The organism is Sphingopyxis lindanitolerans, assembly GCF_002993885.1.
GTDB lineage: Bacteria > Pseudomonadota > Alphaproteobacteria > Sphingomonadales > Sphingomonadaceae > Sphingopyxis > Sphingopyxis lindanitolerans.
This window is the reverse complement of sequence record NZ_CM009578.1, coordinates 1,150,953-1,166,273: the sequence shown is the minus strand read 5'-3', so window position 1 is coordinate 1,166,273 and position 15,321 is coordinate 1,150,953. Positions and strand designations below refer to the sequence as shown.

13 protein-coding genes are annotated in these 15,321 nt (G+C 68.3%); 11 read left to right on the top strand and 2 right to left on the bottom strand.

Annotated elements, in window-relative coordinates:
- Nucleotides 1-98 precede the first annotated feature (98 nt).
- Together CVO77_RS05595 and CVO77_RS05590 are read right to left on the bottom strand one after the other, a co-directional pair.
- Complete coding sequence (locus CVO77_RS05595) at nt 99-359, bottom strand: acyl carrier protein (RefSeq protein WP_105998261.1); 261 nt, start codon at nt 357-359, stop codon at nt 99-101.
- Nucleotides 356-1,372, bottom strand: coding sequence for a GNAT family N-acetyltransferase (locus tag CVO77_RS05590; protein ID WP_105998260.1), 1,017 nt, complete (start codon nt 1,370-1,372; stop codon nt 356-358). Before CVO77_RS05590 ends, CVO77_RS05595 begins: the two co-directional genes overlap by 4 nt.
- A 35-nt stretch (nt 1,373-1,407) precedes the next feature.
- Here CVO77_RS05590 and CVO77_RS05585 point away from each other — a divergent pair, with 35 nt between their 5' ends.
- From CVO77_RS05585 to xrtA, 11 genes are all read left to right on the top strand, one after another.
- Entirely contained in the window at nt 1,408-2,931 is a 1,524-nt protein-coding gene (locus tag CVO77_RS05585) for an acyl-CoA ligase (AMP-forming), exosortase A system-associated (RefSeq protein ID WP_105998259.1), read from the top strand.
- The gene (locus CVO77_RS05580; protein ID WP_105998258.1) at nt 2,928-4,157 is read left to right on the top strand and encodes a pyridoxal-dependent decarboxylase, exosortase A system-associated; all 1,230 of its coding nucleotides are present in this window, start codon (nt 2,928-2,930) and stop codon (nt 4,155-4,157) included. The genes CVO77_RS05585 and CVO77_RS05580 overlap by 4 nt, the downstream gene beginning before the upstream one ends.
- 186 nt (nt 4,158-4,343) lie before the next feature.
- A complete protein-coding gene (locus CVO77_RS05575; RefSeq protein WP_420822542.1) occupies nt 4,344-4,997 on the top strand; it encodes an XrtA/PEP-CTERM system exopolysaccharide export protein in 654 nt (217 codons plus the stop codon).
- 52 nt (nt 4,998-5,049) lie between these two features.
- A complete protein-coding gene (locus CVO77_RS05570; protein ID WP_105998257.1) occupies nt 5,050-6,588 on the top strand; it encodes an XrtA system polysaccharide chain length determinant in 1,539 nt (512 codons plus the stop codon).
- Between the two features lie 14 nt (nt 6,589-6,602).
- The gene (locus CVO77_RS05565; protein ID WP_105998256.1) at nt 6,603-7,619 is read left to right on the top strand and encodes an AAA family ATPase; all 1,017 of its coding nucleotides are present in this window, start codon (nt 6,603-6,605) and stop codon (nt 7,617-7,619) included.
- Nucleotides 7,616-9,340 (top strand): hypothetical protein, encoded by a 1,725-nt coding sequence (locus CVO77_RS05560; protein WP_105998255.1) that lies wholly within the window; start codon nt 7,616-7,618, stop codon nt 9,338-9,340. The genes CVO77_RS05565 and CVO77_RS05560 overlap by 4 nt, the downstream gene beginning before the upstream one ends.
- A gap of 13 nt (nt 9,341-9,353) precedes the next feature.
- Nucleotides 9,354-10,535: an XrtA/PEP-CTERM system-associated ATPase gene (locus CVO77_RS05555; protein ID WP_105998254.1), complete on the top strand. Its 1,182-nt coding sequence runs from the start codon at nt 9,354-9,356 to the stop codon at nt 10,533-10,535.
- A 172-nt stretch (nt 10,536-10,707) separates the two neighbouring features.
- Entirely contained in the window at nt 10,708-11,568 is an 861-nt protein-coding gene (locus tag CVO77_RS05550) for an XrtA system polysaccharide deacetylase (RefSeq protein ID WP_105998253.1), read from the top strand.
- 20 nt (nt 11,569-11,588) lie between these two features.
- Nucleotides 11,589-12,632, top strand: coding sequence for a FemAB family XrtA/PEP-CTERM system-associated protein (locus CVO77_RS05545; RefSeq protein WP_106000662.1), 1,044 nt, complete (start codon nt 11,589-11,591; stop codon nt 12,630-12,632).
- Nucleotides 12,632-13,837 (top strand): TIGR03087 family PEP-CTERM/XrtA system glycosyltransferase, encoded by a 1,206-nt coding sequence (locus CVO77_RS05540; protein ID WP_106000661.1) that lies wholly within the window; start codon nt 12,632-12,634, stop codon nt 13,835-13,837. Before CVO77_RS05545 ends, CVO77_RS05540 begins: the two co-directional genes overlap by 1 nt.
- Nucleotides 13,834-15,312, top strand: a complete 1,479-nt coding sequence (xrtA, locus tag CVO77_RS05535; protein ID WP_105998252.1) for an exosortase A — start codon at nt 13,834-13,836, stop codon at nt 15,310-15,312. The genes CVO77_RS05540 and xrtA overlap by 4 nt, the downstream gene beginning before the upstream one ends.
- Nucleotides 15,313-15,321 lie beyond the last annotated feature (9 nt).

The following is a 15,321-nucleotide window of genomic DNA, read 5'->3' as shown; positions in this document are numbered from 1 at the left end:
TCATCCCGGCGAAGGCCGGGATCTCGCCGTGGCGTTTCCAGCGACGGCGAGATCCCGGCCTTCGCCGGGATGACGGGATGGAAGGAAGGCGATGGCTGTCAACCGGCGACCTTGCGCTGAGAGAAGGCCAGAAGATGCCCGTAGGTCTCGAAAATTTCGCCGTCGATCTCGTCATCGTCGATAAGGATGCCGAGCCGGTCTTCCATCTCGGTCAGCACCGTCGCGACCGCCATGGAATCGAATTCGGGCAGTTCGCCGAACAGGCCGCTGTCGTCGGTCAGCGCGGCGGCGCGGTCGGCGCCGAGGCCGAGCACGTCGGCGAGCAGGGCGCGGAGGGTGGCGTCGACGGTATCGGTCATATGTCTTTCCTGAGCAGCGAGCGGGCAAAGGCTTTTGATGCCGGTCCCCATGCCGCGAGCCGCGCCGGATTGAAAGCCTCGATGCGCCATAGCCGGTCGTGCCGGTTCATCCAGTCGCGCTTATAGGCGTCGTTGCCGGTGCCGAAATCGGCGCGCGTCACGCCGTCGACCTCGATGACATGGCGGAACAGCGCCGCCGACAGCAGGGTGCCGGGCGAGGCCTTGAGGCTGTCCTCGACATGCGCGAGTTTGTGGATGAAGGCGGTGCCGTCCTCGACCGTCCAATATTGCGCGGCGACGGGGGTTCCGTCGATGCGGGCGAGCCCCATGCGGAAGGTACCGCGCGCCGATTCGGCCTCGGCAAAGGCGCGCAGCAGCGCGGGGTCGCCTTCCTCGGGCTTCCAACTCGCGGCATAAATGGTTTCATAAGCGGCCCAGGCGTCGGCGTCGAAGCGGGTGAAGAGTGCGATATCGACGACGCCCTTCTTCGCCTTGCGCTTCACCGTGTTGCGCAGCGCGCCGGGGCGGCCGTCCCACCATAGATCGTGCGTCAGGCCCGCCAGGTCGAGCCAGTGGCGGTCGCCCGCGGGGGCCGCCTTGACCCACCAGCCCGCCGCGCGGAGCGCGATTGCGAGGTCGCCGGGCAGGCCGTCGATGGCGGGCACCGGATAGAGCGTCAGGCGTGCGGCGCGTCCCCGCAGCCGCGCGAACAGGTCGCGCAAGGCCTCGCCGCGCTCGCCGGGATGCGCCGGGCCGTCGTAGAGCGGCCGGATCGCGAAACTATACCAGCAGGTCAGCCCCGAAACATGCCCCGGCTTTTCAAGGCGCAGCGGCAGCCATGCCGATACCGCCCCGCAGTCGCCGCGCGCGTCGTGCCGTCCCTGTTCCGCAAAGCCATGCGCGGCGAGCAGGTCGAACCACTCGGCGCGGTCGAAGGGCGAGGCAAAGCCTACCGCGCGCGCCGTGGCGGGCAGCGTGTCGTCATTAGCGTGATCTTCACCGTTCCCTTGCATGGTCGCGCGCTCTATCACCAAGCTCCTAACAGCCCATGACCATGTTACAAAATCCGCCGTCGCATCCGATCGACCATCTCGTCCATTCTGGCGCCGCCGATGCGGCTGCGCTGTTGATCGGCGACCGGGTCACGACCTTTGCCGATCTCGATGCCGGGGTCGGCCGTCTCGCGTCCTGGCTGCTCGATCAGGCCGGCGGACCCGGTGAGCGCGTCGCGAGTTGGGGCGCCAAGACCCGCGCCACCTGCCTGATGCCGCTCGCCGCGGCGCGCGCGGGATTGATCCACGTGCCGGTCAATCCGCTGCTGAAAGGACCACAGGTCGCGCATATCCTGGCCGACAGCGGCGCGGCGCTGCTCGTCACCAATGCGCCCCGCGCCGAAATGCTCGGCGACGACCGACCCGATGCCTGCGCGGTGCGCGATTTGAAGGTCGCCGAGGAGGCGATCGATTCGGGCGGCGAAGGGTTGCCGCCGTCGATCGCCGAACCCGACGATCTGGCCGCGATCCTCTATACCAGCGGATCGACCGGCCGCCCCAAGGGCGTGATGCTCAGCCACGCGAACCTGTGGCTCGGCGCCGAAAGCGTCGCGTCCTATCTGAAGATCGCGCCCGGCGACCGCGTGCTCGGCGTGCTGCCGCTGAGCTTCGATTATGGGCAGAACCAGCTTTTTTCGACCTGGCACGCGGGCGCGGCGGTCGCGCCGCTCGATTATCTGACCCCGCGCGATGTGGTGAAGGCGGTCGCGCGCCACCGGATCACGACGATTGCGGGGGTGCCGCCTTTGTGGGTGCAACTGGTCGAAAGCGACTGGCCGGCCGAGACCGCGGCGCTGCTCGAACGGCTGACCAACAGCGGCGGCGCGCTGACGCCGTCGCTGATCGACGCGATGCGCGCCACCTTTCCGAACGCCGCCATCTATCCGATGTACGGGCTGACCGAGGCATTCCGTTCGACCTGGCTGTCGCCGGACCTGGTGGCCGCCCATCCGACCTCGATGGGCCGCGCGATCCCGCACGCCGAAATCCTCGTCTGCCGCGCCGACGGCAGCGTCGCGGGCGATGACGAACCGGGCGAGCTTGTCCATGCCGGGCCGCTGGTCGCCAAGGGCTATTGGCGCGACGCGGCGCGCACCGCCGAACGCTTCAAGCCCGCGCCCGCCGCCTCGCGCTATGGCGGGATCGCGGTCTGGTCGGGCGACACGGTGCGCCGCGACAGCGAGGGGCTGCTCACCTTCGTCGGCCGCGACGACGCGATGATCAAGACCGCGGGCAACCGCGTCAGCCCGACCGAGGTCGAGGATGCCGCCGTCGCCTCCGGGCTGATCTATGAAGCCGTCGCGTTCGGCATTCCCGACCCGCGCCTCGGCGCGGCGATCATCCTGATCGTCCGAGGGAAGGGCGCGCGCGACGAAGAGGGGCTGGCGGCCTACCTCCGCCAGAATCTCCCCAATTTCATGCAGCCGCAGGCGGTCGAGTGGCGGGGCGAACTGCCGCGCAACCCCAATGGCAAGCTCGACCGGGTGGCGATCGCCGCCGATTGGAAGGTGACGGCATGAAGCCGCACGGTCCGATCCCGCCCGGCTTTCGCGCCGATGCGAGCGGCATGTTGCTGATCGGCGGCGACCGCGCCGAGGCGCTGGCCGATGCAGCGGGGGATACGCCGCTGTTCGTCTATGACAGCGCGATGCTGATCGCGCGTGCGGCCCAATGGCGCGCCGCGATGCCGAAGGGCGTCCAGCTTCATTATGCGATGAAGGCGAACCCCTATGCGCCGCTGCTCGTCCATATGGCGACGCTGGTCGACGGGTTCGACGTCGCGTCGGGTGGCGAGCTGAAGATGGCGCTGGCCGGCGGCATGGCGGCCGAACATATCAGTTTCGCGGGGCCGGGAAAACGCGACCGCGAACTCGAAGCCGCGATCATGGCGGGCGTGACGCTCAACATCGAATCGGCGGGGGAGGCCGAACGGGCGCTGTCGATCGCCGGGCGGCAGGGCGTGACTCCGCGCCTTGCGGTGCGGGTCAATCCCGATTTCGACCTCAAGGGGTCGGGGATGAAGATGGGCGGCGGCGCCAAGCCTTTCGGGGTCGATGCCGTCGCGGTCCCGGCGCTGGTGCGCCGCCTGATCGATGCTGGCGCCGATTGGCGCGGCTTTCATATTTTCGCGGGATCGCAGGCACTTGACGCCGCCGCGATTGCCGACACCCAGGCGCAGACGGTGGCGCTGGCGGCGCGGCTGGCGAAGGAAATCGGCACCGCGCCGCCGCTCGTCAATCTGGGCGGCGGCATGGGCGTGCCCTATTTTCCCGGCGACAAGGCGGTCGACGTCGCGGCGGTCGGCGCGGCGCTGGCGCAGACGCTTGGCGGGCGCGACCCGATTTTGGCGACCAGCGGCTTTGCGATGGAACTCGGGCGCTGGCTCGTCGCCGAAGTGGGCGTCTATCTGACCCGAATCGTCGACCGCAAGACCAGCCATGGCGAGACCTTCCTCGTCACCGACGGCGGGCTCCACCACCAGCTTGCCGCGAGCGGCAATTTCGGCACCGTGATCCGGCGCAATTATCCGATCGCGATCGCGAACCGCTTTGGCGACGAACCGGCGGAGACGGTGTCGGTGGTCGGCTGCCTGTGCACCCCGCTCGACCGGCTCGGCGACCAGGTCGCGCTGCCGCATGCCGATGTCGGTGATCTTGTTGCGATTTTTCAAGCGGGGGCTTATGGCGCGAGCGCGAGTCCGTCCGCCTTTCTCGGGCAGGGTCCGGCCGGGGAAATGCTCGTCTGAACGGCGGACAGGGTTAATTTTTGTGTCAGACCGGCACAAGGTTCGACAAGCGTGGTGCGAACTTATCCCAAGACTAACGGTATGTTCACCCTTTCCGAGCAATGGCTGACCCTGACGCAAAGGCTTTGCCGCGGGATTTTCGGATCTGCGCAGGGCTGCGGCCGCTCGAAAGGTGATTTGAATATGATGTCCTTCCCCTTGCTTCGTGTCGCCAAGGCGGCGCTCGTTTCGGGAATCGCCGCGACCGCGCTGACCGGCTGCATGGGTGCGAACAGCCACGCGCCGCAATTGCCGAGCGCGAATTTCGTGCAGAATCAGGAAGGGCCGGGCGAGGAATATATCATCGGCCCGCTCGACGAATTGCAGATCTTCGTGTGGCGCAATCCCGAACTGGGCGGCAAGGTGCAGGTTCGCCCCGACGGCCGCATCACCACCCCGCTGATCACCGACATGCCCGCGGTCGGCAAGACGCCGACGATGCTGCAGCAGGACATCAAGCTGCAACTCAGCCAATATATCACCGATCCGATCGTCAGCGTGATCGTGACGACCTTCAACAGCACCTTCTCGCAGCAGGTGCGCGTCGTCGGCGCGACCGAAAAGCCCGCCTCGATCCCGTTCCGCGCCAATATGACCGTGCTCGACGCGATGATCGCGGTCGGCGGCCTCGGCGAATATGCCGCGGGCAACAAGGCGCGGCTCGTCCGGTTCGACAAGGGCACGGGCAAGCAGCATGAATATGCGCTACGTCTCAACGACCTGATCAAGCGCGGCGACATCAAGGCGAATGTCCGGTTGCAGCCGGGCGACGTCATCATCATCCCCGAAAGCATGTTCTGACGCGCGCCCGCGACGCCGCACGATGCCGATTGCCAAGGATTGAAAGCAGACGATGAACGGCCTTTACGACGAAATCCGGGTGGCGGTGCACAGCGTCTGGACGCGGCGCTGGCTGGTGCTTGGCGTCGCCTGGGGCATCTGCATCCTCGGCTGGCTGGCGGTCGCGTCGATCCCGAACCGCTATGACAGCCGTGCGCGCCTGCTCGTCGAGGTCAATCAGATCCTGCCCGACGACGCCGGTGTCGGCCCCTATTCGGGCGGCCAGCAGATCGACCAGATCCGCGGCACGCTGACCAGCGCGCGCAACCTCGAAAAGGTTGCGGTGACGACGGGACTGATCGGCGCCGATGCCGGTGAGCGCGATAAGGCGGGCGCGGTCGCGATGCTGCAAAAGAATATCAAGATCGTCCCGCAGCAGCAGAATATCTTTGAGATCACCTCGTCGGTCGGGGTCGGCAGCCTGTCCGACGCCGACAATGCGAAGCTGGCGTCGGGGGTGCTCGACAGCCTGATCACCGTGTTCCGCGACGACCAGCTGCGCGGCGGCCGGATGGATGCGCGCGAGGGGCTGAAATTCCTCGACGCGCAGATCGCCGACCGCGAAAAGGGGCTGCGCGAGGTCGAGGCGCGCCGCGCCACGTTCGAGGCGCAGAATATCGGGCTGATCCCCGGCGGCAGCGGCTCGCCCGCGCAGCGCGTCGACGCCGCGCGCGCCGAACTCAGCCAGATCGATTCGCAGCTCGTTTCGGCGCAGGCGCAGCTTGCGGCGGCGAACGGCCAACTCGCCGCGACCCCCGCGACGGTGGCCGGCGGCGGCGGGGTCGGCGGCGGCGTCGCGCGCCAGCAGCTTGCCGGGGCGCAGAACGAACTGTCGTCGATGCGCGCGCGCGGCCTGACCGACGCGCACCCCGACGTGATCGCGCTCAAGAGCCAGATCGCGTCGCTGAAGGCGCAGGCCGACCGCGAAGGCACCGGCGGCGGGGTCGGCGGCGTGCAGAACCCGGCCTATGCCTCGCTTGCCGCGATGCGCGGCGAGCGCCAGGCGACGGTCAGCGCGCTGTCGGCGCGCAAGGCGCAGCTGATGGGCGATATTGCGAAGATCACCTCGCAGCAGATCGCGAACCCCGGCATCGCTGCCGAATATGACCGGATCAATGGCGAATATACCGCGCTGAAAGCGCAATATGACAAGCTGCTCGGCCAGCGCGAGCAGGTGCGGCTGCGCGGCGAGGTGCAGACCGAAACCGACGCGATCAAGATCGAGCTGCTCGACCCGCCGTCGAAGCCGACGAGCCCGGCGGCGCCGAACCGCCCGCTGTTCCTGACCCTCGTCCTTTTGGCCGGGATCGGCGGCGGTATCGGCGCGGCCTTTGCCCTGTCGCAGGTGCGCGCGAGCTATTCAACCGCGGCGAAGCTCGAGCGCGCGAGCGGGCTGCCGGTGATCGGATCGATTACCGAAGTGGTGACGCCCGACCGCCATGTCGAGCGCCGCAAGCGGCTCGTCTGGCTCGGCGGCGGCGCGGCGGCGCTCGTCGGCCTCTATGCGCTGCTGCTGATCGTCGAATTTGTTCAACGCGGCATGGTCGCGTGAACGGGGAGGATGACATGAACGATCAACGCCCCGTCAAGCGCCCGCCCTCGCTGCTCGAACGCGCCGCCGATATGTTCGGCCTCGACCCCGCCAAGAATGCGGCGACGATCGACGTTTCGAAACTGCCGCCCGAGCCCGAGAAAAAGACGAAGAAGGCTGGGGCGAAAGACGCGCCCGCCGCCGAGCTGCTGCCGCCCGAACCGCTGGTCGAGGCCGCGCCGGTTGTCGAGCCCGCGCCGCAGCCGTCGCCGCGCAAGGATGTCGCCAAGGCCGCGCCCGCGATCGTTCCGGGTCGCCAGGGCACGATCGACCGCGACGGCCTCGCCGCGCGCGGCATGGTCGTTCCCGGCGCGCCGGTCACCGGCATCGCCGAGGAATATCGCATCGTGAAGCGCGAGATCATCCGCAATTTCGCCGGAACCGCCAATCGCCCGGTGGTGCCGCGCGGGCACCGCGTGCTGATCGCGTCGGCCAATCCGGGTGAGGGCAAGACCTTCACCGCGGTCAACCTGGCGCTCAGCCTCGCGGTCGAGGCCGATTATGACGTGCTGCTGATCGACGCCGATATCGCCAAGCCGAGCGTGCTTGAGACGCTGGGGCTGGAAAACGGTCCGGGGCTGATGGACGCGCTCGCCGATCCGCACCTGCCGCTCGGTGACTGCCTGATCCAGACCGACATCGCGGGGCTGAAGGTCATGCCCGCCGGCACCCAGCATATGCACGACACCGAACTGCTCGCCTCGGCGCGCACCGAGGCGTTGCTCGCGCAGCTCGAAGCGGGGGCGCCGGGCCGGATCGTCATTTTCGATTCGCCGCCGGTGCTCGCGGCGTCGCCCGCGGCGGTGCTCGCGGGGCATGTCGGCCAGCTCATCATGGTCGTGCGCGCCGATCAGACGATGGAAAGCGCGCTGCGCGACGCGATCGGTCTGATGGGCGCGTGCCCGCATATCCAGCTGCTGCTCAACGGCGTCAAATTCTCGCCGGGCGGCCGCCGCTTCGGCACTTATTATGGACAAGGAGGCGCGTCATGATGCGCCCCGGTCATACGCTGCGCCGCGGGACGGCGCTCGCCGCCGTGCTGCTCGCCGGAATGGCGACAAGCGCGCAGGCGCAATTTTCGGGCGACCCCGGTTCGGGAGCAGGCGGCGCGCCGACCGCCGGAAGCGCGCCCGCTTCGGATGCGGGCGCCGATCGCCAGGCCAAGCGCGGCGAGCGCCAGCAGAAAAAGCGCCAGGTCCGCGTCGATCCCTATCTGGAGGTCGGGCAGATCCTGTCCGCCGACCTCAAGAACGGCGGCGACGTGCTGACCTATACGACCGTCGCGGTGGGGGTCGATGCGTCGATCGTCACGCGCCGCGCCGAACTGGCGGGGACGCTGCGTTATGAACATCGCTTCGGCGAGTCGGGCGGGCTCGGCGATGCCGACATCGTCAGCGGCCTCGCGCGCGGACGCATCGAAGTGTCGCGCGGTTTCAACCTCGAAGCCGGGGCGCTCGCGACGCGGACCAGCGCCGACGGGCGGGGCGCCGACGGATTGTTCCTTGGCAGTGCGAGCAATGCCGCCGATCTTTATTCCTTCTATGCCGGCCCGACGCTGGTCCAGCGCATCGGCGATCTCGACCTCGGCGCCGGCTATCGCTTCGGCTATACCAAGGTCGATGTCGGCAGCGTGCCGGCGCTTGCGCCGGGGGCGGCGGCGCAGGATGTTTTCGACAGTTCGACCAACCATGTCGCCTGGGCGAGCGTCGGCCAGCGGCCCGGCGACCTGCCGTTCGGCTGGCAGGTTTCGGGCGGTTACGAGCGCGAGGATGCCAGCCAGCTCGACCAGCGGTTCGAGGGCAAATATGCCCGCGCCGACGTGACCGTGCCGATCGGCCCGACCGTCGCGCTGCTCGGCGGCGTCGGATATGAGGATATCGAGATCGGCCAGCGCGATCCGGTGCTGGGCGCGGGCGGCGTCCCCGTCCGCGATGCGGCGGGCCGCTTCGTCGCCGACACGTCCAAGCCGCGTCAGCTCTCGTTCGACACCGAGGGGCTGATCTGGGATGCGGGCGTGATGTGGCAGCCGAGCCGCCGCACCTCGCTGACCGCGAAAATCGGCCGCCGCTATGGCGACACCATCTATACCGGCAGTTTTTCCTATCGCCCCGACCATGCGACCTCGTTCCAGGTCGGCGTCTATGACGGGCTGTCGAGCCTCGGCCGCGGCATGTCGAGCGGGCTGTCGGCGCTGCCGACCCAGTTCGACCCGACGCGCAACCCGCTGAGCGGCGACGTCGATACCTGCGTCTTTGGCGAAGCGAGCAGCGGTTGCCTCAACAACCAGCTCGGCAACGTCAACGCCTTCCAATATCGCAACCGCGGCGTGCAGGCGGTGATGAGTTCGCGCTATGGCCGCTGGAGCTATGGCGTCGGGCTCGGCTATGATCGCCGCCGCCTGCTGGTGCCCGCGGGATCGGTGATCGCGAACCTCGACGGCGTGACCGACCAAAGCTATTATCTGTTCCTGAGCGCGGGACGTCCGCTCGATTCCGCGTCCGACATCAGCATCACCGGCTATCTCAACTATTTCGACAATGGCGCGCCGGGAGCGAGCGACGTCCAGTCGGCGGGGCTTTCGGCTGCCTATTCGCGGCGTTTCTGGCGCGGGTTGACGGGGACCGCCGCCGCCTCGCTCAACGCCTTCGACCAGGATGGCTTCAACAGCGAGTTGATCGGTTCGGCCCTGGTGGGACTGCGTTACAACTTCTGATCGGGGAATTTCGATGTACGATCAATATTATGGTTTCACCGGCCGTCCGTTCCAGCTGACGCCCGATCCGGCTTTCTATTTCGAGAGCGGCACCCACCGCAAGGCGATGTCCTATCTGGGCTATGGCCTGGCGCAGGGCGAGGGCTTCATCGTCATCACCGGCGATGTCGGCGCGGGCAAGACGACGCTCGTCGGCCATCTGATGAACACGATCGACCCCAATCGCCTGACCGCGGTCAAGCTGGTGTCGACGCAGGTCGAGGGCGACGATCTGCTCCGCCTCGTCGCCGAACAATTCGGGATCGAGTGGGAAGGGCAGAGCAAGGCCGAGCTGCTGCGCGCCATCGAGCAATATCTGCGCGAACAGGCGCGCGCCGGCCGCCGCACCCTGTTGATCGTCGACGAGGGGCAGAATCTCGCCATTTCGGCGCTCGAAGAGCTGCGGATGCTGTCGAACTTTCAGCTCGGCGACCATTCGCTGCTCCAGATTTTCCTGCTCGGCCAGCCCGAATTCCGCCAGACCTTGTTCCATTCGCCGACGCTCGAGCAGCTGCGCCAGCGCGTGATCGCGACGCACCACCTCGACCCGATGGAGCCCGAGGAGGTCGAACCCTATATCCTCCACCGCCTGAAAAAGGTCGGCTGGACCGGGAACCCCAGCTTCGCGCCCGAGGCGTTCGAGCTGATCTTCGACTATAGCGACGGCGTGCCGCGCAAATTGAACGTGCTGGTCAGCCGCCTGCTGCTGTTCGGCGCGGTCGAGGAACTGCACCGTATTTCGGCGCAGCATGTCCGTAACGTCATCGCCGAGGTCGAGGCCGATCGCGGCGTCGACGAGGCGAACCTCGCGCCGCTGGCGGTCGAGGATGTCGTCGCGCACGCCGCCGCCGCGACCGCGCCGCTCGAATGGCCGGCGCCCGCCGCGACCGCAGACGATCGCCCGCCGTTCGCCGCGCCGGTCGAGCCGTTTGCCGCCCCGGCCGCGACCGAGGATGCGCCTGAACCTGTTTCGTCGCCGCCCGCGGTCGACGAAGCGCAGATCGACGCGCTGAAGGAACAGATCGCCAGCCTCGAGACGCGGCTTGTCGAACAGGATGCGGCGCTGCGCCGCGTGCTCGATCTGTTGATCGAATGGGTCGAGCGCGACCCCGAAAATTCGCCCAATCCCGCGCGGTCGGACGTCTGGGCTGCGTGACGCATAGGGAAAATGTGGCGTCTTTAAGCGACGTCCCGTGTCCGTTCGTGTCGAGCGAAGTCGAGACACCCATCGGCACGGCGCTATCTCGATGGGTGTCTCGACTTCGCTCGACACGAACGGGTTCAATTGAAGTCATCATCGGCTAGGATGCTGATGAAGGTGAGGGAAAATGCAGAACGGCCTGTCGGTCGATGTCGAGGACTGGTTCCAGGTCGGCGCCTTTGAGCGCACGATCGACCGTGCCGACTGGCCGGCGCTCGAAGGCCGGGTCGAGGCGAATTGCGACGCGGTGCTGCAACTCTTCGCCGATGCGGGGGCCAAAGGCACTTTCTTCACGCTGGGCTGGGTCGCCGAACGCTATCCGGCGCTGATCCGGCGGATCGTCGATGCCGGGCACGAACTGGCGAGCCATGGCTATGATCACCAGCGCGTCTTCGCCATGACCGCCGACGGGTTCGCGGCGGACCTCAAGAAGACGCGGGCGATCCTCGAAGACCTCGGCGGCGTCGCGATCCGCGGTTATCGCGCGCCGAGCTTCTCGATCGATACGCGCACGCCATGGGCGCATCCGGTGCTCGCCGAACAGGGCTATGCCTATTCGTCGAGCGTCGCGCCGGTCGTCCACGATCATTATGGCTGGCCGCAAAGCCCGCGCCACGCCTGGCGGCCGGTGGCGGGCAGCGACCTTGTCGAATGGCCGGTGACCACCGCGCGTTTCGCGGGACGCACGCTCGCGGCGGGCGGCGGGGGCTTCATGCGCCTGCTGCCCTATCGCTTCACGCGCTGGGCGATCGCGCGGATGAACGAAGAGGGGCACCCGGCGATCCTCTATTTCCATCCGTGGGAGATCGACCCCGGCCAGCCGCGTGTCGCCGATGCGCCGATCCGCTCGAAACTTCGCCATTACAGCGGCCTGTCGGCGATGGCGGGCAAGCTGAGGAAACTGCTCGCCGATTTCGAGTGGACCCGCGCCGACGCGCTGCTTCCCGCGCAGCAGGACCGCGCCCGGCCGTGGCGCGCCGCGGCGTGAACACGCCGCTGCATCGGGTGATGGACGGGCTGTCGGTCGCGCCGCTGGTCGATGCGGCGGCATGGGACGCCTATGTCGCGGGCCATCCCGACGCCACGCCGTTTCACAGCCGTGCCTGGTGCGAGGCGATCACCAAGGCGACCGGGCATAAAGGCCATGCGTTCGCGGCCTATGACACGGCGGGGGCGATCGTCGGCCTGCTGCCGCTCCACCATATTCGCTCGCCCTTGTTCGGGCAGGCGTTGGTCGCGACCGGCTTTGCCGTCGATGGCGGGCTGCTCGCCGACAGCGATGCGGCGGCGGCCGCGCTTGCCGCTGCCGCGTCGGCGTTGGCGAAGTCGCTTGGCGTGCCGTCGATCGAACTGCGCGGCGGGCCGCTACCCGAAGGCGAGGGCTGGCGCCGCGAGGACGGTGTCTATGCGGGCTTCGCGCGCGACCTGGCCGCCGATGACGGCGCCGAATTGCTCGCCATCCCGCGCAAGCAGCGCGCCGAGGTGCGCAAGGCGCTCGAAAGCGACCTGACCGTCACCACCGGCCGCGATGCCGCCGAGCGCCGCGACCATTATCGCATCTATGCGACCAGCGTCCGCAATCTGGGGACGCCGGTGTTTCCGAGGGCGCTGTTCGATGCGGTGCTCGATGGCTTCGGCGACGATGCCGACATATTGACCGTGCGCGACGGCGGGCGGCCGGTCGCAAGCGTGCTGAGCCTGTATTGGCGCGGCACGGTGATGCCCTATTGGGGCGGCGGCACCGCCGATGCGCGGCGGCTGCGCGCCAATGAGCGGATGTATTTCGCGCTGATGTGCCATGCCCGTGCGAAAGGCTGCACGCGCTTCGACTTCGGCCGCTCGAAACTCGGCACCGGGCCTTTCGCCTATAAGAAGAATTGGGGTTTCGATCCGCACCCGCTGACCTATGCGCGCTGGCTCGCGCCGGGCGAGATGCCGCGCGACACCAATCCGAACAGCGCCAGATACCGGTTGCAGGTCGATCTGTGGAAGAAACTGCCGCTGTGGGCGGCGAACCGCATCGGCCCGCTGATCGCGCGCGGGCTGGGGTAATGGCCGAAATATTGTTTCTGGTGCACCGCGCGCCATGGCCGCCCGACCGCGGCGACCGCATCCGCAGCTGGCATATGTTCGAGGCGCTGGCGAAGCTGGCGCCGGTGCATGTCGTCGCGCTCGCCGACAATGAAGCCGATGCGGCGGCAGCGCGCGCGAAAATGGCGCCGCTTTGCAAGAGTCTGTGTATCGAGGTTCGCGGGCGTTCGCGCCCCGCCGCGTTGGCGCAGGCGGTGCTGCGCGGCGAGCCGGTGTCGAACCGGCTGTTCCGCCATGCCGCGCTCATCGAGCATGTCGGCGCGCTGCTGGCGCTTGGCACGGTCACCCATATCGTCGCCTTCTCGGGCCAGATGGCGCAATATCTGCCCGCGCGGTTCGATGGGCCGGTCATCATGGATTTCGTCGATGTCGATTCGGCGAAATTCGCGACGTACGCCGCACAGGACAAGCGCCAGCCGCTGAACTGGGTGCACAGGCGCGAGGCGAAAACGCTCGCGGCCTATGAGGCGAAGGTCGCGCGTGCGGTCGACGCCAGCCTGTTCGTCAGCGAGGCCGAGGCGGCGCTGTTCCGCGAGCGGAGTGGGCTGGGCGGCGACATCGTCGTCGCGGTCGGAAACGGCATCGACACCGATCGCTTCGATCCCGCGCTGTCGCTGGACAAAGTGGGCGAGGGCGCGGGGCCGCTCGCGGTGTTCACCGGCCAGATGGACTATCGCCCGAACATCGACGCGGTGCACTGGTTCGTCGCCGACATCCTGCCGCTGGTCCGCAAGGCGCATCCGGGCGCGCGCTTCGCGATCGTCGGCCGCGCCCCGACCGACGAGGTGCGAGCGCTGGGCGCTTTGCCCGGCGTCACCGTCACCGGCGAAGTGCCCGACGTCCGCCCCTGGCTCGCCGCCGCCGACGTGGTCGTCGCGCCGCTGCTGCTGGCGCGCGGGGTCCAGAACAAGCTGCTCGAAGCGATGGCGATGGCGCGGCCGGTGGTCGCCAGCATCGCCGCCGCGACCGGCATCGATGCGGCAGATGGCGAGCATCTGCTCGTCGCCGAGGACGCCGAAGCGATGGCGGCGGCGGTCGTCCGCCTGTTCGGCGATCCCGCCGCCGCCGCGGCGATGGGCCGGGCGGCGCGCGCGCGGATGATCGCGCGCTATGGCTGGGACGCGCGCCTCGCGCCGGTCGCCGGCCTGCTGGGGTTGGAGGCATGACGCGCTGGCGGCGGCACCTCGTGGCGCTGGCGGCGCTTTCGGCGGCAATTCTTACAATCTTCCACTGCGACGCTGCCGACATGGCGGGGCTCTGGTGGCACAGTTCGACCTTTACCCACTGCCTGTTGATGGTGCCGATGATCGGCTGGCTGGTGTCGCAGCGCGCCGCGCTGCTGAAACCGCTGACCCCCGCTTATTGGGGACCGGCGCTGATCTGGATGGCGGGGGCGGGGCTGGTCTGGCTCGTCGGCGAGGCGGCGGGGGTCGGATTGTTCCGCCAGCTTGGGCTGGTGCTGATGCTCCAGGGCGCGGTCGCCGCGACGCTCGGCGAGAAACTGGTGCGCGGGCTGCTCTTCCCGCTCGGCTATGCGCTGCTGCTCGTGCCGTTCGGCGAGGAACTGGTGCCTTTGCTCCAGACGCTCACCGCGCGGATCAGCATCGTCCTGCTCCACCTGTCGGGGCTTTCGGCCGAGATAGAAGGCGTGTTCATCACCACCCGCGCGGGCTTTTTCGAGGTGGCCGAGGCCTGTTCGGGGGTCAATTTCCTGATCGCGATGCTCGCTTATGCGGTGTTCGCGGCGCATCTCTGTTTCAAAAGCTGGACGCGGCGGATCGTCTTCGTCGCGCTCGCGCTCGCGACGACGGTGCTCGCCAATGCGCTGCGCGCCTATGGCACGATGGTCGCCGCCGAAATCTGGGGGATCGAGCGCGCGGGCGGGATCGACCATGTCTTTTACGGCTGGATCTTCTTCGGGCTGGTCATTCTGCTCGTGATGCTCGTCGCGCGGCGCTGGTTCGACCGGCCGGCGAATGATGTCGCGGTCGATGTCGCGGGGCTGGGCGGGCCGCCGCGCCATGATGGATTCGCGAAGGTCGTGCTGCCCGCCGCGCTCGCCATTCCGCTGCTTTTCGCGGCCTGGGGGTGGCTGGTCGGCGGGCGTTCGGCGCCGCTGCCCGAAACGATGGCGATCGCGAGCCCCGCCGGATGGAGTGCCGCCTCTTCGGAGCAGGTGGCGTGGATGCCGCGCTTCGATGGCGCCGACCAGCGGCTCGTCCGCACCTTCGCCGATGCCAAGGGACGCCGCGTCACGATCGCGATCGGCGGCTATGAGCGCCAGGCCGAGGGGCGCGAGGTCGTCGCGTTCGGGCAGGGCGCGGTCGATCCCGACAGCCAATGGGCGTGGAGCGCCGCGCTGCCGCCGGTCGATGGCGGCAAGACCGAACGGCTGCTCCATCCTGGCCCGGTGCTGCGCGACGCCGCGACCTGGTATGTCGTCGACGGCCGCGCCACGGGCAGCCCGCGCGGCGCGAAATTCGCCGGCCTGAAGGCGCGCCTGTTCGGCGGCGACCCGCGCGCGCTGTCGCTGATCGTGTCGAGCGAGGAGGGGCAGGGCGGCCGCGATGCGATCGTCGCTTTCCTTTCCGCGTCGGGCGGAGCGCAGGCGATGGCTGACCGCGCGCTGAAACTACGCTAGGACCACTTC